The sequence below is a fragment of the Streptomyces sp. SID13666 genome, assembly GCF_010548325.1.
Taxonomy (GTDB): domain Bacteria; phylum Actinomycetota; class Actinomycetes; order Streptomycetales; family Streptomycetaceae; genus Actinacidiphila; species Actinacidiphila fildesensis.
In genome coordinates, this window is sequence record NZ_JAAGLX010000026.1 from 98,185 (window position 1) to 117,981 (window position 19,797).

The following is a 19,797-nucleotide window of genomic DNA, read 5'->3' on the forward strand; positions in this document are numbered from 1 at the left end:
TTTCGCGGCTACCGTGGAGAGCGTGACCGCCCTCGTCGTCGCCGTTGTCGGTGTCCTCGGCACACTCCTGACCGCGCTGCTGGCGCACCGCGTTGCCGCCAGGAATGGCAACCGTGCGGAGCGGAAGGCATCGAACGCGCAGCTGAACCAGTCGATCCGGCGGTATCACGACGCGCTGTCCGGCTGCCTGGCCGTGCGGAGCGACGCCCTCGAGATCGCGCGCCGCCAGGTACTGGAGGAGGCGCGCGCTGCGAACCGCGAGACGTACGCGGAGGCCCAGATGGTCATCAGCGACGCGGTGCTGGTCTCCGCGGCGGAGCTCATCGGGCGGTTGAACCGGGTGTACTCGCTGCTCACGCCCGCCGGCGGCGAGCAGCCGTCGGGGGAGCGGCGGAGCGAGGCGGAGACAGAACTGGCCGGGTGCTCCGACGATCTGTATGCGCTGCGCCAGCAGATGCGCCGCGATCTGGGCATCACCGAACTGCCGCCGCAACGGCCGGAGCCCCCGCGGCCGGGGCCCACCCGGTACTCCGGGGGAGGCGGGGGCAGCAGCGCGGGTCCGTGAGTGAGCCGGCGCCGCCGGAGGCGGTCTTGCGGGGGAACGGTCGGTTCCGGCACGGTCGTTGACCATGGGCACCACGGAACGCGCCGACGGTCAGCAGCACTGGAAGAAGATCTGGGTCGGCTCGGCCGGCAACATGGTCGAGTGGTTCGACTGGTTCGTGTACTCGACGTTCGCGACGTACTTCGCGGCCTCGTTCTTCCCCAAGGGGGACGAGACCGCCCAGATGCTGAACACGATGGGCATCTTCGCGGTCGGCTTCTTCATGCGGCCGGTGGGCGGCTGGCTGCTCGGCCGGATCGGCGACCGCAAGGGCCGCAAGGCGGCTCTGACGCTCTCCGTCTCGCTGATGTCGGCGAGCGCGGTGCTGATCGCGGCGGCGCCGACGTACGCGGTCGCCGGGTACGGCGGCGCGGCCGTCCTGCTCGTGGCGCGGTTGCTGCAGGGTCTGTCGGTCGGCGGTGAGTACGCGGCGAGCGCCACGTATCTGACAGAGGCGTCGGCGCCCGGCCGCCGGGGGTTCGCCTCCAGCTTCCAGTACGTGTCGATGACCGTCGGGCAGATCATCGGCCTCGGACTGCAGCTGATCCTGCAGCACACGATGTCCGACGGAGCGCTGCACAGCTGGGGCTGGCGGATCCCGTTCATCGTGGGCGCCGCCGGCGCGGCCATCGTCTTCTACCTGCGGCGCAACATGCTGGAGACGGACGTTTACGAGGGGGCGTCCGCGGAAGCGGGCGAGGCCGGGGAGGACAGCGGCACCCTGGGGACGCTGTGGAAGCACCGGCGCGAGGCGTTCCTGGTCATGGCGCTCACCATGGGCGGCACCGTCGCGTACTACACGTACACCGTGTACCTCACGAAGTATCTGTCCAGCAGCGCGGGCCTGCCCAAGCAGACCGCGACCCTCGTCAGTTTCTGCGCGCTGACGGTCTTCGCCTGTCTGCAGCCGCTCGCGGGAGCGCTGTCGGACCGCATCGGCCGCCGCCCGCTGCTGATCACCTTCGCGGTCGGCTCGACCTTCCTCACCGTCCCGATCATGACCATGCTCCGGCACGTCAGCGGCTTCTGGTCGGCCCTGGGGCCGGCCCTGCTCGCGCTGGTGGTCGTCACCGGCTACACGTCGATCAACGCCTGTGTGAAGGCCGAGCTCTTCCCGACCCACATCCGCGCCCTGGGCGTCGCCCTGCCGTACGCCCTCGCCAACGCCCTCTTCGGCGGCACCGCGGAGTACGTTGCGCTGTGGTTCAAGAAGGGCGGCATCGAGTCCGGCTACTACTGGTACGTGGCGGGCTGCGCGGCCGTGTCGCTCGTCGTCTACCTGTCGATGCGCGAGACGAAGGAGATCGATCTGCACCGGGTGGGCCTCGACACGCGGGACCGTGAGAAGGCGCTCGCATCCTGAGACGGGCCGGAGCGCGGGGGCAGGTCTGTGCCAGACTGCCTTCGTGCTCTCCAACGTCATCATTATGGACAGCGCACGCCGGTCCGCAGTGAGCGCCCCGTAGAAAACGTACGGCAGCGACCACCGTGTCCCAGACCCGCGTGCAGACCTCTCGCATCCGCGAGAGGTTTTTTCGTTTCCCGGCCCACCCACGCCGGACGCGAAGCGCGAGGGATCATTGGGGGCAAGTGGAGACGGGTCTTCCGGTAGCCACTCATCCGACAGGAGTCTCACCACCATGACAGCCGCATTGGACGACAGCTTCCATGTCTTCGACACCACGCTGCGCGACGGCGCGCAGCGTGAGGGGATCAACCTCACCGTCGCGGACAAGCTGACGATCGCCCGGCACCTGGACGACTTCGGGGTGGGCTTCATCGAGGGCGGCTGGCCGGGCGCCAACCCCCGCGACACCGAGTTCTTCGCCCGTGCCGCCACCGAGCTGGAACTGCGGCACGCCACGCTGGTCGCCTTCGGTGCCACCCGCCGCCCCGGCGGCAAGGCCGCCGAGGACATGCAGGTCAAGGCGCTGCTGGACTCCCAGGCTCCGGTGATCACGCTGGTCGCCAAATCCCACGACCGTCATGTCGAGCTGGCGCTGCGCACCACGCTGGAAGAGAACCTGGAGATGGTCCGCGACACCGTCTCCTACCTGCGCGAGCAGGGAAGGCGGGTGTTCGTCGACTGCGAGCACTTCTTCGACGGCTACAAGGCCAACCCGGAGTACGCGAAGCAGGTCGTGAAGACCGCGCACGAGGCCGGCGCCGACGTCGTCGTCCTCTGCGACACCAACGGCGGCATGCTGCCCGCACAGGTACAGGCCGTGGTCGGCCTCGTCCTCGCCGACACCGACGCGCGGCTGGGCATCCACGCCCAGGACGACACCGGCTGCGCGGTCGCCAACACCCTCGCCGCCGTCGACGCGGGCGCCACCCACGTGCAGTGCACGGCGAACGGCTACGGCGAGCGGGTCGGCAACTCCAACCTCTTCCCGGTGGTCGCCGCCCTGGAGCTCAAGTACGGCAAGAAGGTGCTCCCCGAGGGCGCGCTGGCCGAGATGACCCGCATCTCGCACGCCATCGCCGAGGTCGTCAACCTCGCGCCGTCCACCCACCAGCCCTACGTCGGCGTCTCCGCCTTCGCGCACAAGGCCGGTCTGCACGCCTCCGCGATCAAGGTCGACCCGGACCTCTACCAGCACATCGACCCCGAGCAGGTCGGCAACACCATGCGGATGCTCGTCTCCGACATGGCGGGACGCGCCTCCATCGAGCTCAAGGGCAAGGAACTCGGCATCGACCTCGGCGACGACCGCGAGCTCGTCGGCCGGGTCGTCGCCCGCGTCAAGGAGCGCGAGCTCCAGGGCTACACCTACGAGGCGGCCGACGCCTCCTTCGAACTGCTGCTGCGCGACGAGATCAACGGCCGCCCCCGCCGCTACTTCCGCGTCGAGTCCTGGCGCGCGATCGTCGAGGACCGCCCCGACGGCACCCACGCCAACGAGGCCACGGTGAAGGTGTGGGCGAAGGGCGAGCGCATCGTCGCCACAGCGGAGGGCAACGGCCCCGTCAACGCCCTCGACCGCGCGCTGCGCGTCGCCCTGGAACGGATCTACCCGCAGCTCGCCGAGCTCCAGCTCGTCGACTACAAGGTCCGCATCCTCGAGGGCCGCCAGGGCACCGACTCCACCACCCGCGTCCTGGTCACCACCAGCGACCGCAAGGGCGAGTGGAACACGGTCGGTGTGGCCGAGAACGTGATCGCCGCGTCCTGGCAGGCGCTGGACGACGCTTACGCGTACGGGCTGCTGCGGGCGGGCGTCGACCCGCAGGAGTAATGGGCCGAGGCCGGACCTGACCCAGCGCGCTGGTGGCGTGGGGTCAGGTCTTGCTCTTGTCCGGGTCCGGCGTGCAGCGGATGGTGCGGACGAGGGTGTCCAGGTCGGGCAGGACTTCCAGGAAGCGCTCGTGGCTCCAGGACATCAGGAAGACGTGTACGTCGGTGTCGAAGTCGTCGTCGCGGAAGATGTAGTTGACCTGGTCGTACGGGCCGGTTCCGGCGACGCCGCTCCAGTGGGCCTTGACGCCTCTTCCGAGGGACTCGGTCTCGAACCACTCGGCTACCGGGGGGACGGTCGCGGTCTCCGTGCCCCAGTAGCTGTAGTACTGGAACGCTTCTTCCCTGGTCCCTTCGCGTTTCCACAACCCGATGGCAGCCACTACCGGGATCTTCGTGTAGTCGGGGCAGTGGAAGTACAGCTTGTGCCCCGCCAGTTTGCCGGCACCTTGGCTCCGGGCGAGCACGAGGGACTGCGCGAAGGGCAGAACTTCCTTCTTCACGACCTTCTTGTTCAGCTCCCGGCCGCCACGAAGGAAGCGATCACCGGCGTAGTCGAAAGCCCACTCGGCGGCATCCGCCCATTTGGTGCCCTGAAAGCTGATCGGAATGGGGAACCACACATCCCGGTCCCAGGAGGTCTCGGCCCAGTTGTCGGTCACTTTGCGCTGGTCGAAGCTCATGCGTCCTCCTGCTGATACTTCCACCGGAACGTGCTCATGATCGCATCGAACAGCGCGCCGAGGAGTTTTGCGATGTCGTCGTCGGGGCTTCCCCCACCGAATGTGGAGAACGAGGAGAGCAGCCAGCTGTCGGCGGTTCCGGGCACGGGAAGTATGTACTCGATGCGCCGCGACGCGTAATCGACCTCGCGTTCCGGATCGGCGTCGTAGTTCCGATCCGTCCGGATTCCGGAGCACCCGGCGATTTCCACCGGCTCCCCACCCCGAGTCGTCGACAGTACTTCGGCCAGCACCTGCTGCGGGTCGGGAGCGTCGAGCCGCCCGAATTCGACGTAGGAGATCAGGAACGAGGCCGGAAGGTTCTGCTCGCGGTTTCCCATGGGCAGGAAGAGATCGACACCCGCGTTCTGGCGCGCCTGGTTGATCACCTTTTTCAGCCGCGCCTCCAACTCCCGCCGGTACTGGGCGACCTGATCGCGTCCATGCTTCGCGAAGGCGCGGTCGAGCAGGGCGGCGATGGCCTTGTCCGTGCCCCGCTGGACCGGGATCTTCTCCCACTCGTCCGGGACGACCAGCCGGTAGCCGCTCACCGTCATGAGCCGACCTCCACGGTGGTCAGTTCCTTGAACTTGCCGAATATGGGCAATGGCTTGGAGGTGTCGCCTTCCACCACCGGGTGCAGGAGATCCCCGTCGAACCCCTTGCCGTGCACCAGATTCCCGATGAAGTTGAACGTGTCGCTGCCGCCCGCCCAGTGGCTGAACTCATCGGCCGCATTGGCGGCGCCATTGATGATCCGCACCGTCTTCAGGAAGCCGCCGGCGCGGGTGAGCGTGTTGGGGAACAGCCTCGTGTTCGGGAACTCCTCGGCGAGCTGGCGAAGTTTCGTCATGTTTTCCAGGACTTCCTTCTCGCCGCCGGCCAGGAACTTCTGGCCCACTGCGTTGGCGTAGTCGGCCACCGAGGACCACATCCGGCCCGCGGTTCCCTGGTTGGCGCCCGATGCGATGTCAGCGCCCTCGGTTCCGGCCTTGGCGGCGGCCGACACGCCCTCCTCGCCCTCCGTTCCGGCGCGCGTCGCGTTCGCCACTCCCTCGGCGAACTCCGTCGAGCCGTCCAGCAGGCCCTTCGCCCAGGCCGCGGTGCCCAGGGTGACGATGGCGAAGGCGTCCATCGCCACGTCCGTCCAGGAGCCGTCGCCGGTGAGGGCGACGGCGGTATGGCCGAGCAGGGCGGCCAGCATCAGTCCACCGAGCAGGGCGGTGGCGATGTCCAGGCCGGGGATGAAGAGCGAGACGATGATGAGGGCGGTGACGATCCAGGTGCAGATGTCGGCGAGCAGCTTGATCAGCCCGGCGTGCTCATGGATGAAGTCCTTGATCCCGTCCCACCGGCTGTCCTTCAAGCCGTCGTGTTCGGTGTCCTCGATCTTCTGCATCCAATGGTGGGCACGTTCGTCCCGATGGCTCTTCGTATGCGCCAACTGCGTTTTCGCCTGCGCCAGTTCGCCCTGGGCGGTCTGTTTCGCGTGGTCCAGGACATCCTTGTGGTGTTGCTGCTCCGGGGTGAGTTTCGGCGCCGGCTGCCCGGGCGCCGGCTTCGCTTCGGGGGAGTTGGCGGTCGGCGCGACGGCCTGGGCCTTGGTCAGGGCCTTCAGCGACTCGGACTGGCAGTGGTCCAGGTCGTCGGCCCAACTGCCCAGGTACCCGGACACCGTCTCGTACCGGGTGGCGACCTTTCCCAGGTCGCCCTTGAGTTCCGAAGCGGTATCGCGGAGCTTGTCGGCGAACTTGCCGACGTTCTCGTCGCCTGCAATATCCGTCAACAGGCCGATCTGATCGCGGATCGTCTCGGCCATTTTGCTGAGTCGTTTGGCTTCGGCTCGAACCTCGTGCGGTTCCCCGGGTATCGGGTCCTGGCTCTCGTCGAGCACGGCCCATTCATAGTCCGGCGGCCTACTCATGCTGCTGGTTCTCCTCAGACGTGAACATGCTGGATCGACTACTGGCGGGGGGAGACGGGGGCTACTTCTTCTTGCCTGCGCCGTCGAGGCCGTCTTCGAGCTTCTTGTCCACGTCCTTGAAGGCTTCCATGGTCTTCTCGGCCATCTCACCCATCGCCTTCACCTTGTCCAGCAGCTTGTGCCGGTGGTAGTCCCAGTTGCTGGCGAAGTCGTGCATCGCGTGAGCGATGTCACCGGAGCCGAGAAACTCCTTGATTTCCTTCTGGTGCCCGCCCGTGTCCTCCAGCTCCCGCTGGATCGTCTGCAGGCTCTTCGTCGATTCTTCGAGCCTGTCGTAGGACACTTTGAGGTCCGCCATCCCCGCAACCATTCCGCTCGCCCTGGTCATGATCTGAATGCCGGGGAGGATTTCGCGGCATGCGGGCGCGCCACATCAACTGCGGGAGTTCCCCTGTCCGGCAATCCATTGATCGTTTCAAGCCCACGGGGGCCGGACAACCTGGAGCTCGCAAAGAACGGTAAAGACCTGGCCTATTCCTGACTCACGGTGACCAGGCGCTGCGGACCGGGCGGCGTCGTACGCCTACGCGGTGAGGTCGGCCCCGGCGGCGAAGGCGACGAAGCGGGTCCAGGCGGCGGGCGAGACCGTCAGAGCCGGGCCGTCAGGGTCCTTGGAGTCACGGATGTGCACGGCCTGGGGGTGGGCGGCGACGGGTCCATGCTGTGCGATCGCGCCAACGGCCCACCAACACAGCGCCAACGCCTCCGCGGGCACGGCCTGTTACCCGTCCGGCCACCCTCTGGCGGACGCGCGTAGAACTCGGGCACACTCGTCACGCACCAACAGCGGCACCTGCACAACCGCCCCACCGGTTGCACGTATCCCGCAGGAGGTTCCCGTATGAGTCCCAGCAGAGTGATGAAGCTCCGCAGGGTGCTGAGCGCGCTCGTTCTCGCGCTCGGTGTCCTGTTCGCCCCGGGGGTCGGCATCGCCGCCTCCCACGACGCCTACGCGGTCAGCAAGCTGACACACGCACAGGCCACGTCCATGTTCAGCTCGGCGGGGATCACCTGGTCCTCGTCCGGCGGCTGTTCCAACCGCAACGTCTCCACCTGTACGTCCTTCGACCAGCTCAACCTGGCCACCGCGCAGGGTGCCGTCACGCTCAAGCACGCGAGCGGCTGCGCCCTGAACATCACCGGCGGCACGGAGACCGGGCACGCGAGCGGCACGTACAGCCACTGGAACGGCTACAAGCTCGACTTCGGCAAGAACACCTGCATCACCAACTACATCCACCGGTTCACGTACATCGGGCTGCGGGGCGACGGTGCTCCGCAGTACAAGTCCGGGTCGGGGAACATCTACGCCGACGAGGGCAGCCACTGGGACGTCCTCTACTACAACTGCGGCGGCTGCTGAGGGTTCCGAACGAGCCGGTCACGGCCCGCACCGCCCGTGACCGGCTGCCTATATGCGGAGCACCGTGCTCAGAGCCCGGTCTGCCACTGCCACTGCTGGTCGGGGTGGCCGTGGCAGTCCCAGATGACCAGGCGCGTGCCGTTCGCCGTGCTTCCGTTGTTGGCCAGCCCGATGCACTTGTTGACGGCAGCATTACTGCGGAGCGAATTGTTGACCGAGGCGTACCACTGCTGGTCGGGGTGGCCGTGGCAGTCCCAGATGACCAGGGGCGTGCCGTTCGCCGTGCTTCCGTTGTTGGCGAGCCCCACACACTTGTTGGCGCCGGCTTGGCTGTAGAACGCCGAGGCCCCACCGCTGGGGCCACTGGTCCAGCGCTGGTCGGGGTGGCCGTGGCAGTCCCAGATGACCAGGGCCGTGCCGTTCGCGGTGCTTCCGTTGTTGGCCAGCCCCACACACTTGTGCGCGCCGGCGAGACTGTGCCAGAGGTAGCTGTCGGCCTGTGCGTCGGCGTTGGCGGTCCCGGGGAGGACCAGTGCTGCGATACCGGTCGCCGCCGCTAACAGCCCTAGCCGATATTTCAGACGAGATCTCATGAGCGATTTCTCCCTCGGATCAGTGGAAACTGCGTGACGGCCAGATTTCCGGCAAGCCCTTCGGCCTGTCCACAGACGTTCCGCTGAACGGAACCAGCGGCGCTTTTCTCAGCCAGGTGCCGTGACGTCCGGCGAGGACGCTCCCTGGAGCCGGCGCCGGCGCCCTAGCCCGCGACCGGACCGGCCAGTACCCGCAGCAGTCGTGCCACCTCGTCCGTGACGGCGGAGCGCCCCGGGCCGAGGTACTTGCGGGGGTCGGTCAGCTGCGGCTGCGCCGTCAGCGTCTCGCGCACCGCCGCCGTGAAGCAGGCGTTGAGGTGGGTGGCGATGTTGACCTTCACCATGCCGTGCGTGACGGCCCGCGCCAGGTCCTCGTCCGAGACGCCCGACGAGCCGTGCAGGACGAGCGGCACCCTGACATCGGCTCGCAGCCGTCCGATCAGCTCGAAGTCCAGCGCAGCGGTCCGCGTGCTCATCGCGTGCGACGTGCCGACGGCGACGGCCAGGCCGTCCACGCCGGTCGCCGCGACGTACGCCGCCGCCTCGGCCGGATCGGTGCGCACGCCCGGCGCGTGCACCCCGTCCTTGCCGCCCACCTCGCCCAGCTCGGCCTCCAGCCAGACGCCCGCGCGGTGGCAGTGCTCGGCCACCGAGGCGGTGACGGCCACGTTCTCCTCGTAGGGCAGCGTCGAGGCGTCGAACATCACCGAGGTGAGGCCCAGCGCGACGGCCTGCTCCACGAGCATGCGGTCGGTCGCGTGGTCGAGGTGGACGGCGACCGGTACGGAGGCGGCGCGGGCGATGGCGAGGGTCGCGGCCGCGACCGGCTCCAGGGCGCCGTGGTAGAGCACCGCGTTCTCGCTGATCTGCAGGATCACCGGCAGACCCGCGCGCTCCGCGCCCGCCGTGATGGCGGTGGCGTGCTCCAGCTGGATGACGTTGAACGCGCCGACCCCCCGGCCGGCGGCCATCGCGGGGCCGGTGATCTCACCCGTGGTGACCAGTGGCATGGGATCCCCTTCAAGCAGTCGGATTCAGGTAGTCGGACGGAAGCAGGCGGAGCGCGTCAGGACAGGACGACGGAACGCGTCAGGTTGCGCGGGGTGTCGGGGTTGAGGCCGTTCGCCTCGGCGATGGCGACGGCCAGCCGCTGCACCCGGATCAGATCGGCCAGCGGGTCGGTGCCCGAGGCCTCCAGCGTGCCGCCGGTGCGCGCCACGTCCCCGTCCAGGCCCTCCGGGAGATCGCCGAAGACCCAGGCGATCCGGTTCGGGCCGGTGATCGAGATGGGGCCGTGCCGGTACTCCATCGCGGGGTACGACTCGGTCCAGGCGCCCGCCGCCTCCCGCATCTTGAGGCCGGCCTCCAGCGCGATGCCGTAGGACCAGCCGGTGCCCAGGAAGCTGAACTGTTCGGCGCCCAGCAGGTCCGGCGACAGCGCCTCGGCGATCGCGCGGCGCGCGTCGGCGACGGCGGGCGCGATGTCCTCGCCCAGGTGGGTGCGGAGCAGCGCCAGCACGCTGGTCGCGAAGCGGGTCTGGACGACGGACTTCTCGTCGGCGAAGTCCAGCACGACCAGGTCGTCCACGAGGTCCACGATCGGGGTGTCCGGATCGCCGATGACCGCTGTGGTCCTGACCGTTCCGCCCGTTCCGCCCGTCCCGCGCACCTTGCGGAGCAGTTCCAGCACCTCGGTGGTGGTGCCGGAGCGGGTGATGGCCACGATCCGATCGTAGTCGCGGCCGTAGGGGAACTCGGAGGCGGCGAAGGCGTCGGTCACGCCCAGCCCGGCGCGCTCGCGCAGCACGGCGTACGACTGGGCCATGAACCAGGAAGTACCGCAGCCCACGACCGCGACCTTCTCCCCGGTGGCGGGCAGCAGGCCCGCGACCTCGGGGAGGAGTCCGGCGGCGCGCTCCCAGCACTCGGGCTGGGTGACGATCTCTTCCGCGGTGATCGACATGGAGGTGCCGTCCCTTCGTCGTTCCGTCCGTCAGGTCGGACGGTACTGGATGCCCCGCCCGGATCCGGTGGCGAGGTGGAAAAATGGACTAGACCAGATGGGTGGACCGCAGAACCGGTCGACGGAACCGGTCGACGGAACCGGCCAGTGGAGCCGGCCAGTGGAGCCGGCCCGTGGAGCCGGCCTGTGGAACCGGCCTGTGGAACCGGCCGGTCAGCCGAGGTCGGGTTCGGTGCGGATCTCGACGAACGGTCCGGCGTGCCCGTCGAGTTCGAGGACGGCGATCTCGTTGCGGCCGGGACGCAGCAGAGGCCACGGCACGTAGAGGGTCCGCTGCGGGCCGCGGTCCCAGTAGCGGCCCAGGCAGAAGCCGTTGACCCAGACGTAGCCCTTGGTCCAGCCGGGCAGCGCGAGGTAGCCGTCCGCGGGCTCGTCGACGTCCAGGAAGCCGCGGTGGAACGCGGCGGGGGCCGGGCTGCTTGAGGCAGCGGCGGCGCCCCACGGCAGGCTGTCCGGCGTCCCGTCGCCGAGCGGCACCGGCTCGGCGGTCCAGCCGTGCAGGTACTGCTGGGTGTGCAGCACGCCCGACAGGCCCTTGCGGTCGCCGATCGCGGCACCGTAGTTGACCCGGCCCATGGACTCGACGAGCAGCTCCAGCCGGGCGGCCGGCCCGTCCACCGCGATCTCCGGCCGCTCGTCGCCGTCGCGTTCCAGTACGGCGGCCGGTGCGCCGTCCACGAAGACGTGCGCCCGGTCGGCCAGGCCCTCCAGGGTGAGCGGATACGCCTTGCGGGGGCCGGGGATGCTGGTCCGGTAGAGCACCAGGCCGTGGGCCAGGCCGAGTTCCTCGAAGGACGGCGGCACCGGGGAGTGGACGGTGCCGGTCGAGAGCTGCCCGATGACATCGAACAGCGGTACGGACTCGGTGAGTTCGATCCGGGCGGGCGCCAGCAGCGGCGGCATCGGCTCGGGGTCCGGCGCCGGCTGCTCGGCGTAGGCCGCGAGCACCTCGCGGAACGCCCAGAACTTGGGGGTGGGCGCGCCGCGCTCGTCGATCGGCGCGTCGTAGTCGTAGGACGTGATCGTCGGCTGGTAGCCCTCGCCGGTGCGCGGGTCGGCGGTGTTGGCGCCCGCCCAGGTACCGAAGTTGGTGCCGCCGTGCGCCATGTAGAGGTTGACGGAGGCGTCGTTCTCCAGGATCTCGCGCAGCGCGCCGGCGGCGTCCTCGGGGGAGCGGACGGTGTGCTTCTCACCCCAGTGGTCGAACCAGCCGTTCCAGAACTCCATGCACATCGCCGGGTCCTGCGGCCGGAAGCGGCGCAGCTCGCCGAACGCCTCGGTGGCGCGGCTGCCGAAGTTGACGGTGGCGAGATGGCCGGGGGCCGCCCCGCCGGTGAGGAAGAAGTCCTCCGGACCGTCGGAGGTGAACAGCGGGACGTCGATCCCGCGCGACCTCAGGCCGTCGGCGAGGTGCTGCAGGTAAGCGCTATCCGTACCGAATGACCCGTATTCATTTTCTATCTGGACCATCAGCACATTTCCGCCCCTGGTGGTCTGATGGGCCGCGATCATCGGGATCAGCCGGTCGTACCAGCGGTCCACATGGGCCAGGTACTGCGGGTCGGCGACCCGCAGCCGCAGGTCGCGGTCGGCCAGCAGCCACCAGGGCAGTCCGCCGTTCTCCCACTCCGCGCAGATGTACGGGCTGGGGCGCACGATCGCGTGCAGGCCGGCCTCGGCGGAGGCGCGCAGGAAGGCGTCCAGGTCGGCGATGCCGTCGAAGTCGTACTCGCCGGGGCGCGGCTCGTGGAGGTTCCACGGGACGTACGTCTCCACGGTGTTCAGGCCCATCGCGCGCAGCATGCGCAGCCGGTGCGGCCACTGTTCGGGGAGTGTGCGGAAGTAGTGCAGTGCGCCGGACAGCAGGCGCAGGGGGCGGCCGTCGAGGGAGAAGCCCTCGGGTGACATCTCGAGCATGAGGGTTCTCCGGTGCTGTGACGTGCTGCTGCGGTTGGCGTCAGCGTGATCGTAAGTGGGCGTTCCTGTCGCCACAATCCAAAGAATCAAACAGTGTTCAATCCGTTGTGGGGTGCGGAACGCCCATGATAGAAACCGCTTACTAGAGAGAAGTGAAGCACACCGTCGTCTTCGCCCATGGAGGTTCCAACCGCCATGCCCTCCCCCTGGTCCCGCCGGACATTCCTCGCCGGAAGCGGCGCCGCGGCCGTTGCCGCAGGCCTTCCCGCCGCCTCGCCCGCTGCCGCCGCACCTGCTGCCACCGCCCCGTCCGCGGCCGCCACCACGCAGGCCGCGGACGCCTTCGACACCCTGCGGCTGCGCTGGCGCGCCCTCACCCTGGGCACCGGATTCGACGCCGCTGCCGAGCCGTACGCGACGAAGCTCGCCACCCTCGGCACCGCCGCGCGCACCTCACTGGCGTCCATGGCCCCGGCCACCGGATCGCTCTGGCCCGACCAGCCGCTGAGCAGCACCGCCTCCATCACCGGCAGTTACGCCCGGCTCAACGAGATGGCGCAGGCCTGGGCCCAGCCCGCCACCGGCTCCACCGCCGACCCGGCGCTGATCGCGGCCGTCGTGCGGGGCCTGGACCACCTCTACGGGCAGGTCTACAACGAGAACACCACGCCGTTCCTCCCCAACTGGTGGGACTGGCAGATCGGCAGCCCCCGGCTCCTGCTCGACACGGTGACCGTGGCCTACGACGCGCTGAGCGCGGCTCAGACCGACTCCTACTTGCGGGCCGTCGACCACTTCGTGCCGGACTCCGCCGTCGGCTCGTACTCCGGCACCAGCACCGGCGCGAACCGGGTCGACCTGTGCCGGGTCATCGCCACCCGGGGCGTGCTGGGCAAGTCGGCGGCGAAGCTGGTGCTGGCCCGCGACGCGCTGTCGCCGGTCTTCCCGTACGTGACGACCGGCGACGGGCTGTACGCCGACGGCTCGTTCGTCCAGCACACCTATGTCGCGTACACCGGCTCCTACGGCGAGGTGCAGATCGACGGCCTGGCGCGGCTGTTCGCCCTGCTCGCCGGCTCCACCTGGGCGGTCACCGACCCGAACCGGCAGATCATCCTGGACTCGGTCGAGAAGGCGTACGCACCCTTCCTCTACAACGGCCTGGTCATGGACGCCGTCTCCGGGCGCGCCATCAGCCGGGGCATCGCCACCACCGATCCCACCCGTATCCAGGGCGACGACCACCGGCGCGGTCATCCGCTGCTCGCCCACATCGCGCTGCTCGCCGAGGGCGCGAGCGCCACCGAGCGGACCCGCTGGCAGGGCCTGGTGAAGGGCTGGATCCAGCGCGACTACTACAGCCCGGTGCTGGCGGACGCCAAGCTCGGCACAGCCGACCTCGCCCGGCTGCAGGCCATCGCCGACAGCGCCGTGACCGCGGTGGCGGAACCCGTCGCGCACCGGCTCTTCCCCGGCATGGACCGGGCCGTCCACCGCCGCGCCGACTGGGCCGCCGCGATCAGCATGGCCTCGAAGCGCATCACGTACTACGAGAACGGCAACGGCGAGAACCTGCGGGGCTGGCACACCGGCTCGGGCATGCTCTCCTGGTGGGGCTCCACCTACGGCAACGGCCAGTACAGCGACGCCTTCTGGCCCACCGTCGACCCGTACCGGCTGCCCGGCACCACGGTGTCGAAGAAGGCACTCGCGGACGGGGAGGGCGGCGCGTGGGGCGCGGCGCGGCCGGACGTGACCTGGGTCGGCGGCGCCACGGACGGGGTGTTCGCGGCGGTCGGCCAGCACCTCAAGGGCCTGTCGAGCACGATGAGCGCCCGCAAGTCGTGGTTCTGTCTGGACGACACGGTCGTCTGTCTCGGCGCGGGCATCACCAGCACCGACGGCACGGCCGTCGAGACCGTCGTCGAGAACCGGAACCTCGGCGCGACCGGCACCCACGGCCTCGCCGTCAACGGCACCACGCAGTCCACGGCGCTCGGCTGGTCCGCGACGCTGGCCGGCACCACCTGGGCCCGGATCACCGGCTTCGGGGGCTATGTCTTCCCGGGCGGCGGGGGAGCGACGGTGAAGGCGGTGCGCGAGGCGCGCACCGGCACCTGGGCCGCCATCAACACCGGCGGCACGACCGACGCGCTGACCCGCCGCTATCTCACCCTCTGGCTCGACCACGGCGTGAACCCGGCCAACGCCTCCTACGCCTATCTCGTCATGCCGGGCGCGACCGCCGCCGCCACCGCGGCCCGCGCCGCCGCCACCGGCTGGCTGGTGACCCTCGCCAACACCGCCGCCCAGCAGGGCGTCTCGGTGCCGTCGCTGGGGTTCACCGGGATCAACTTCTGGTCGGCGGGCACCGTCGGCGGCGTCACCGCCTCGCTCCCCGCCTCCGTCATGATCCGCGTCAGCGGCACCACGGCCACGGTCTGCGTCTCGGAGCCGCCCCGGTCCGGCGGCTCGCTCGACATCACCTGGAACCGGCCGGTGTCCGCCGTCACCTCCAAGGACGCCACAGTCACCGTCACCGGCACCGGGGCCTCACTGCGGCTCACCATCGCGCCGGGCATCACCGGGGCGACCCACCGGGCCACGGTGACTCTGGCGTGACACGCGGTCTAAATGATTCGTTCACGCGGGCAGCTTGCTCGTAAGGTGCCCGCGTGACGGATGACAGGACGCAGGACAACACGCCCACCGGCCGGTACAACGGCAGGCTGGAGATCCGGCCCGCGGACATCGGGGACGCGGTTGTCATCGCCGAGATCCACATGGCGTCACGCGCCGGCACCATGCCGTACCTCCCTCCGCAGCAGCGGAGCCTGGAGGAGGTCGCGTGGTGGGTGGAGAACATCGTGCTCACCGAGGGCCAGGCCTGGGTGGCGGTCGACTCCTACGGCGAGGTGCTCGGCTACGCCGCGCTGGAGGGCGACATGCTGGAGCAGCTGTACCTGCGGCCGGAGGCCCGCCGCCGGGGCGTCGGCTCGGCGCTCCTCGGCGAGGTGCGGCGCAACAGCCCCGACGGCCTGTCGCTGCACGTCTTCCAGGCCAACACCGGCGCCCGCGCGTTCTACGAGCGGCACGGCTTCACCGTCCTGGACACCAACGACGGCAGCCGCAACATGGAGAACCTGCCCGACATGACGATGCGCTGGATTCCCGGCACGGGCACGGGCACGGGTACGGCTACGGAGTAGGGAGCGTTGGCCAGGGCATACGGCCGGGCTGCTGACACGCGGTGACCAACGGCACACATACTGGCCGGTAACGTGCGGCAGTGGTGGCCGTAGGGTGATCGCCGTACGCTCCTCCCCACCCTCGACCGACATCCGGGAGACCGCATGCGTTCCGCGAAGGACTTCTTCCGCCCGCTGGCCGTAGGGGCTCCGGCCCCGGTACGGGAGGTGCCGTTCCGGCCCTCGCGGATGATCCACTTCTTCGATCCGGGCAACGAGAAGATGGCTGCCAAGGTCCCCTCCATCGCGCCCCAGGTGGACGTGCTGCTGGGCAACCTGGAGGACGCCATCCAGGCCGACCGCAAGGAGGCCGCCCGGAACGGGCTCGTGCAGATCGCCAAGGCGACGGAGTTCGGCGACACCCAGCTGTGGACGCGGATCAACAGCCTGGACTCGCCGTGGGCGCTGGACGACCTGCTCACCCTGGTCACCGAGATCGGCGACAAGCTCGACGTCATCATGGTGCCCAAGGTCGAGGGCGCCGAGGACATCCACTACGTCGACCGGCTGCTGGCGCAGCTGGAGGCGAAGGCCGGCATCACGCGGCCGATCCTGGTGCACGCCATCCTGGAGACCGCGACCGGCGTCGCGAACGTCGAGGAGATCGCCGGCGCCAGTCCCCGGATGCAGGGCATCTCGCTGGGCCCGGCCGACCTGGCCGCCAGCCGCCGGATGAAGACCACCCGGGTCGGCGGTGGCCACCCCGGCTACCTGGTCAGGGAGGACCCGAACCCGTCCGACGCCGACGCCCCGCGCGCCACGTTCCAGCAGGACCTGTGGCACTACACGATCGCCCGCATGGTCGACGCCTGCGCGGCGCACGGGATCCTGCCGTACTACGGGCCCTTCGGCGACATCCGCGACACCCTCGCCTGCGAGGACCAGTTCCGGAACGCCTTCCTGCTCGGCTGCGTCGGCGCCTGGAGCCTGCACCCGGTGCAGATCGCCATCGCCAAGAAGGTCTTCTCGCCCTCCCCGGCCGATGTCGCCTGGGCCCGCAAGGTGATCGACGCGATGGGCGACGGCACCGGCGCCGTCATGATCGACGGCAAGATGCAGGACGACGCGACGTACAAGCAGTGCCTGGTGGTCTCCGAACTGGCCGACACCCTCGCCGCCCGCGACCCCGAGCTCGCCGAGGCGTACGCCGCGGCAGAGAAGGAGTGACGACCATGACGGACAGCACCCTCCGCCCCCGCCGCTCCGTGCTCTACATGCCCGGGGCCAACGAACGCGCGCTGGAGAAGGCCAAGACGCTCCCCACCGACGCGCTCATCCTCGACCTCGAGGACTCCGTGGCGCCGGATGCCAAGGCCGACGCCCGCAAGCGCGTCGCGGCCGCCGCCGCGTCCGGGGAGTACGGCTACCGCGAGGTGACGATCCGGGTCAACGCCCCGGACACCGAATGGCACGCCGACGACCTGCGTGCCGCCGCCGAGGCCGGCCCGGACGCCGTCGTCGTCCCCAAGGTCGACTCCCCGGAGACCGTACGGGCCGTCGAGCGCGCCCTGGAGGCGGCCGGCGCCCCCGACCGCACCGCGATCTGGGCCATGATCGAGACGCCGCAGGCGATGTTCGACGCCCGCGCCATCGCCGCCGCGAGCGAGCGGCTGACCGTCCTGGTGATGGGCACCAACGATCTGGCCAAGGAACTGCACGCCGAGCACGTCCCCGGCCGGGCCCCGCTGCTGACCGGTCTCTCGCTGGCGCTGCTCGCCGCCGCCGCCACCGGCAAGACCATCTTGGACGGTGTCTACAACGACGTGCAGGACCTGGCGGGCTTCGAGGCCGAATGCCTCCAGGGGCGCCAGTTCGGATTCGACGGCAAGACCTTGATCCACCCGAAGCAGCTGGAGCCCTGCAACCGGCTCTTCGCACCCTCCGACGATGCGGTCGCACACTCCCGCCGGATCATCGAAGCCTTCGATCAGGCCACGTCAGAGGGGCGCGGCGTGGTCACGGTCGACGGCCGGATGATCGAGAACCTGCACGTCGAGGACGCCCGCCGGATCCTCGCGCTGGCCGCAGCGGTCGCCGGACGGTAGGGCGAAAGGTACAAAAAACCGGGCCCCGCGTGCCATGCGCGGGGCCCGGTCCTCTTTTGGTTCTGTCGATACCCGCCATGAAGTCGGAGCGGACACTGTACGAAGTGGACCCCCCGTTCGCGGGGGTCCCGCTCGTACTGTCGATACATGAGCTTTCTGGAAGAGGTGCCCGTCGAGGTGAACGACGCTCGCGGGCGCGTGGCCGAGCTTCGCGCGATCCGCGAGCAGGTCCTGCGCGGCCCCAGCGAGCGGGCGACCGAGGCGCAGCGCGCCAAGGGCAAGCTGACCGCACGCGAGCGGATCGCGCTGCTGCTGGACGAGGGCTCCTTCAACGAGGTCGAGCCGCTGCGCCGGCACCGCGCCACGGGCTTCGGCCTGGAGGCGAAGAAGCCGTACACCGACGGTGTCATCACCGGCTGGGGCACCGTCCACGGCCGGACCGTGTTCGTCTACGCCCATGACTTCCGGATCTTCGGCGGCGCGCTCGGCGAGGCGCACGCCACCAAGATCCACAAGATCATGGACATGGCCATCTCCTCGGGCGCCCCGCTGGTGTCGCTGAACGACGGCGCCGGCGCCCGTATCCAGGAGGGCGTCTCGGCGCTCGCCGGCTACGGCGGCATCTTCCAGCGCAACACCCGGGCCTCGGGTGTCATCCCGCAGATCTCCGTGATGCTCGGCCCGTGCGCGGGCGGCGCGGCCTACAGCCCGGCGCTGACCGACTTCGTCTTCATGGTCCGCGAGACCTCGCAGATGTTCATCACGGGACCGGACGTCGTCCAGGCCGTGACCGGCGAGAAGATCTCCCAGAACGGGCTCGGCGGCGCCGACGTCCACTCCGAGGTCTCCGGCGTCTCGCACTTCGCCTACGACGACGAGCAGCACTGCCTCGAAGAGGTCCGCTACCTGCTCTCGCTGCTCCCGCAGAACAACCGGGAGAACCCGCCCGCCACCGAGACCACCGACCCGGCCGACCGCCGCGGCGACGTCCTGCTGGACCTCGTGCCGGCCGACGGCAACCGCGCGTACGACATGCGCAAGGTCATCGAGGAGATCGTCGACGAGGGCGAGTACCTGGAGATCCACGAGCGGTGGGCCACCAACATCATCGTCGCGCTCTCCCGGCTGGACGGCCAGGTGGTCGGCATCATCGCCAACCAGCCCAACAGCATGGCGGGCGTCCTGGACATCGCGGCGTCCGAAAAGGCCGCGCGTTTCGTCCAGATGTGCGACGCCTTCAACATCCCGCTCATCACTCTCCTGGACGTACCCGGCTTCCTGCCGGGCGTCGACCAGGAGCATGGTGGGATCATCCGGCACGGAGCGAAGCTGCTCTACGCGTACTGCAACGCCACCGTGCCGAGGATCTCGCTGATCCTGCGCAAGGCCTACGGCGGCGCCTACATCGTCATGGACTCCCAGTCCATCGGGGCCGACCTCACGTACGCCTGGCCCACCAACGAGATCGCGGTGATGGGCGCCGAAGGTGCCGCCAATGTCATCTTCCGCAAGCAGATCGCCGAGGCCGACGACCCCGAGGCCATGCGTGCCCGCATGGTCAAGGAGTACAAGGCCGAACTGATGCACCCCTACTACGCCGCGGAACGCGGTTTGGTGGACGACGTCATCGACCCGGCCGAGACCCGCGAGGTGCTCATCCGCTCGCTGGCGATGCTCCGGACCAAGCACGCAGACCTGCCGTCGCGCAAGCACGGCAACCCGCCGCAGTAATGGAGACCACCTTGAGTACTCCCGCCGACACCCTGGCCCCCGACGCTCCGGCCCCCGACACCGTGACCCCGGACACCCTGGTCCGCGTCGAGAAGGGCCACGCCAGCGCCGAGGAGCTCGCGGCTCTCACCGCGGTCCTGCTGGCCCGCGCGGCCGCCAACGGCCACGCCGCCACCAGCTACGAGCAGCCCCGCTCCACGGCCGGCTGGCGCCGCCTGGAGCGCACTCCGGGCTTCCGCAGCTCGCACAGCTGGCAGGGCTGATCCCGCCGGTACGTCCCTGACGTGCCTCAGCACGACAGAAACACCGCAGAACGACAGAACGCCGGG

18 protein-coding genes and 1 pseudogene are annotated in these 19,797 nt (G+C 69.6%); 10 read left to right on the forward strand and 9 right to left on the reverse strand.

All coding sequences use genetic code 11. From position 1 onward, the window contains the following. Window positions 1-22 precede the first annotated feature (22 nt). The 3 genes from G3I60_RS28150 (at window position 23) to cimA (ending at window position 3,843) form a co-directional block, all read left to right on the forward strand. Window positions 23-565 carry a hypothetical protein gene (locus tag G3I60_RS28150; RefSeq protein WP_164298354.1) on the forward strand — a complete coding sequence of 181 codons (543 nt, stop codon included), beginning with the start codon at window positions 23-25 and terminating at the stop codon, window positions 563-565. A gap of 64 nt (window positions 566-629) precedes the next feature. Beyond that, window positions 630-1,967 carry an MFS transporter gene (locus tag G3I60_RS28155; RefSeq protein ID WP_164298352.1) on the forward strand — a complete coding sequence of 446 codons (1,338 nt, stop codon included), beginning with the start codon at window positions 630-632 and terminating at the stop codon, window positions 1,965-1,967. Between the two features lie 277 nt (window positions 1,968-2,244). Continuing rightward, window positions 2,245-3,843 (forward strand): citramalate synthase, encoded by a 1,599-nt coding sequence (gene cimA / locus G3I60_RS28160; protein WP_164298350.1) that lies wholly within the window; start codon window positions 2,245-2,247, stop codon window positions 3,841-3,843. A 43-nt stretch (window positions 3,844-3,886) separates the two neighbouring features. Here cimA and G3I60_RS28165 read toward each other — a convergent pair whose 3' ends face one another. From G3I60_RS28165 to G3I60_RS28185, 5 genes and pseudogenes are all read right to left on the reverse strand, one after another. Beyond that, the gene (locus G3I60_RS28165) at window positions 3,887-4,525 is read right to left on the reverse strand and encodes a hypothetical protein (protein ID WP_164298348.1); all 639 of its coding nucleotides are present in this window, start codon (window positions 4,523-4,525) and stop codon (window positions 3,887-3,889) included. Next, window positions 4,522-5,121, reverse strand: coding sequence for a hypothetical protein (locus G3I60_RS28170; protein WP_164298345.1), 600 nt, complete (start codon window positions 5,119-5,121; stop codon window positions 4,522-4,524). Before G3I60_RS28170 ends, G3I60_RS28165 begins: the two co-directional genes overlap by 4 nt. Continuing rightward, window positions 5,118-6,488 carry a hypothetical protein gene (locus tag G3I60_RS28175; protein WP_164298343.1) on the reverse strand — a complete coding sequence of 457 codons (1,371 nt, stop codon included), beginning with the start codon at window positions 6,486-6,488 and terminating at the stop codon, window positions 5,118-5,120. The genes G3I60_RS28170 and G3I60_RS28175 overlap by 4 nt, the downstream gene beginning before the upstream one ends. Window positions 6,489-6,549: 61 nt before the next feature. Beyond that, window positions 6,550-6,846: a hypothetical protein gene (locus G3I60_RS28180; RefSeq protein ID WP_164298341.1), complete on the reverse strand. Its 297-nt coding sequence runs from the start codon at window positions 6,844-6,846 to the stop codon at window positions 6,550-6,552. A gap of 225 nt (window positions 6,847-7,071) precedes the next feature. Continuing rightward, a pseudogene (locus G3I60_RS28185) lies at window positions 7,072-7,200 on the reverse strand (DUF397 domain-containing protein); the annotation flags it as partial. Between the two features lie 207 nt (window positions 7,201-7,407). Between G3I60_RS28185 and G3I60_RS28190 the strand changes: the two are divergent. Further along, complete coding sequence (locus G3I60_RS28190) at window positions 7,408-7,911, forward strand: hypothetical protein (protein ID WP_138358232.1); 504 nt, start codon at window positions 7,408-7,410, stop codon at window positions 7,909-7,911. Window positions 7,912-7,979: 68 nt separating this feature from the next. Here the strand turns inward: G3I60_RS28190 and G3I60_RS28195 are convergent, their stop codons facing one another. The 4 genes from G3I60_RS28195 to G3I60_RS28210 all read right to left on the reverse strand — a co-directional run bounded on the left by G3I60_RS28195 (window position 7,980) and on the right by G3I60_RS28210 (window position 12,444). Next, on the reverse strand, window positions 7,980-8,504 hold the full coding sequence (locus tag G3I60_RS28195; protein WP_164298337.1) for an RICIN domain-containing protein: 525 nt from the start codon (window positions 8,502-8,504) through the stop codon (window positions 7,980-7,982). Between the two features lie 164 nt (window positions 8,505-8,668). After that, a complete protein-coding gene (locus tag G3I60_RS28200) occupies window positions 8,669-9,514 on the reverse strand; it encodes a class II fructose-bisphosphate aldolase (RefSeq protein ID WP_164298335.1) in 846 nt (281 codons plus the stop codon). A 56-nt stretch (window positions 9,515-9,570) separates the two neighbouring features. Beyond that, on the reverse strand, window positions 9,571-10,467 hold the full coding sequence (locus tag G3I60_RS28205; RefSeq protein WP_164298334.1) for an SIS domain-containing protein: 897 nt from the start codon (window positions 10,465-10,467) through the stop codon (window positions 9,571-9,573). A 213-nt stretch (window positions 10,468-10,680) separates the two neighbouring features. Continuing rightward, window positions 10,681-12,444: a beta-galactosidase family protein gene (locus tag G3I60_RS28210; RefSeq protein ID WP_164298331.1), complete on the reverse strand. Its 1,764-nt coding sequence runs from the start codon at window positions 12,442-12,444 to the stop codon at window positions 10,681-10,683. A gap of 195 nt (window positions 12,445-12,639) precedes the next feature. On the opposite strand from G3I60_RS28210, the gene G3I60_RS28215 reads away from it, so the two are divergent. The 6 genes from G3I60_RS28215 to G3I60_RS28240 all read left to right on the forward strand — a co-directional run bounded on the left by G3I60_RS28215 (window position 12,640) and on the right by G3I60_RS28240 (window position 19,731). Next, entirely contained in the window at window positions 12,640-15,066 is a 2,427-nt protein-coding gene (locus G3I60_RS28215; RefSeq protein ID WP_164298329.1) for a polysaccharide lyase 8 family protein, read from the forward strand. Between the two features lie 53 nt (window positions 15,067-15,119). After that, window positions 15,120-15,653, forward strand: coding sequence for a GNAT family N-acetyltransferase (locus tag G3I60_RS28220; RefSeq protein WP_343241838.1), 534 nt, complete (start codon window positions 15,120-15,122; stop codon window positions 15,651-15,653). 144 nt (window positions 15,654-15,797) lie between these two features. Further along, window positions 15,798-16,859 (forward strand): CoA ester lyase, encoded by a 1,062-nt coding sequence (locus G3I60_RS28225; RefSeq protein WP_138358200.1) that lies wholly within the window; start codon window positions 15,798-15,800, stop codon window positions 16,857-16,859. Between the two features lie 5 nt (window positions 16,860-16,864). After that, the gene (locus G3I60_RS28230) at window positions 16,865-17,737 is read left to right on the forward strand and encodes a CoA ester lyase (RefSeq protein WP_164607883.1); all 873 of its coding nucleotides are present in this window, start codon (window positions 16,865-16,867) and stop codon (window positions 17,735-17,737) included. Window positions 17,738-17,884: 147 nt separating this feature from the next. Further along, complete coding sequence (locus G3I60_RS28235; RefSeq protein WP_164298325.1) at window positions 17,885-19,468, forward strand: acyl-CoA carboxylase subunit beta; 1,584 nt, start codon at window positions 17,885-17,887, stop codon at window positions 19,466-19,468. A gap of 32 nt (window positions 19,469-19,500) precedes the next feature. After that, complete coding sequence (locus G3I60_RS28240) at window positions 19,501-19,731, forward strand: acyl-CoA carboxylase epsilon subunit (protein WP_239070344.1); 231 nt, start codon at window positions 19,501-19,503, stop codon at window positions 19,729-19,731. Window positions 19,732-19,797: the final 66 nt, after the last annotated feature.

Coding starts and splice junctions, on each gene's coding strand:
- G3I60_RS28155 (WP_164298352.1), top strand. CDS start 630: ATGGGCACCACGGAACGCGCCGACGGTCAGCAGCACTGGAAGAAGATC.
- G3I60_RS28170 (WP_164298345.1), bottom strand. CDS start 5,121: ATGACGGTGAGCGGCTACCGGCTGGTCGTCCCGGACGAGTGGGAGAAG.
- G3I60_RS28180 (WP_164298341.1), bottom strand. CDS start 6,846: ATGGCGGACCTCAAAGTGTCCTACGACAGGCTCGAAGAATCGACGAAG.
- G3I60_RS28200 (WP_164298335.1), bottom strand. CDS start 9,514: ATGCCACTGGTCACCACGGGTGAGATCACCGGCCCCGCGATGGCCGCC.
- G3I60_RS28235 (WP_164298325.1), top strand. CDS start 17,885: ATGAGCTTTCTGGAAGAGGTGCCCGTCGAGGTGAACGACGCTCGCGGG.
- G3I60_RS28230 (WP_164607883.1), top strand. CDS start 16,865: ATGACGGACAGCACCCTCCGCCCCCGCCGCTCCGTGCTCTACATGCCC.
- cimA (WP_164298350.1), top strand. CDS start 2,245: ATGACAGCCGCATTGGACGACAGCTTCCATGTCTTCGACACCACGCTG.
- G3I60_RS28195 (WP_164298337.1), bottom strand. CDS start 8,504: ATGAGATCTCGTCTGAAATATCGGCTAGGGCTGTTAGCGGCGGCGACC.
- G3I60_RS28205 (WP_164298334.1), bottom strand. CDS start 10,467: ATGTCGATCACCGCGGAAGAGATCGTCACCCAGCCCGAGTGCTGGGAG.
- G3I60_RS28175 (WP_164298343.1), bottom strand. CDS start 6,488: ATGAGTAGGCCGCCGGACTATGAATGGGCCGTGCTCGACGAGAGCCAG.
- G3I60_RS28210 (WP_164298331.1), bottom strand. CDS start 12,444: ATGCTCGAGATGTCACCCGAGGGCTTCTCCCTCGACGGCCGCCCCCTG.
- G3I60_RS28215 (WP_164298329.1), top strand. CDS start 12,640: ATGCCCTCCCCCTGGTCCCGCCGGACATTCCTCGCCGGAAGCGGCGCC.
- G3I60_RS28190 (WP_138358232.1), top strand. CDS start 7,408: ATGAAGCTCCGCAGGGTGCTGAGCGCGCTCGTTCTCGCGCTCGGTGTC.
- G3I60_RS28165 (WP_164298348.1), bottom strand. CDS start 4,525: ATGAGCTTCGACCAGCGCAAAGTGACCGACAACTGGGCCGAGACCTCC.
- G3I60_RS28225 (WP_138358200.1), top strand. CDS start 15,798: ATGCGTTCCGCGAAGGACTTCTTCCGCCCGCTGGCCGTAGGGGCTCCG.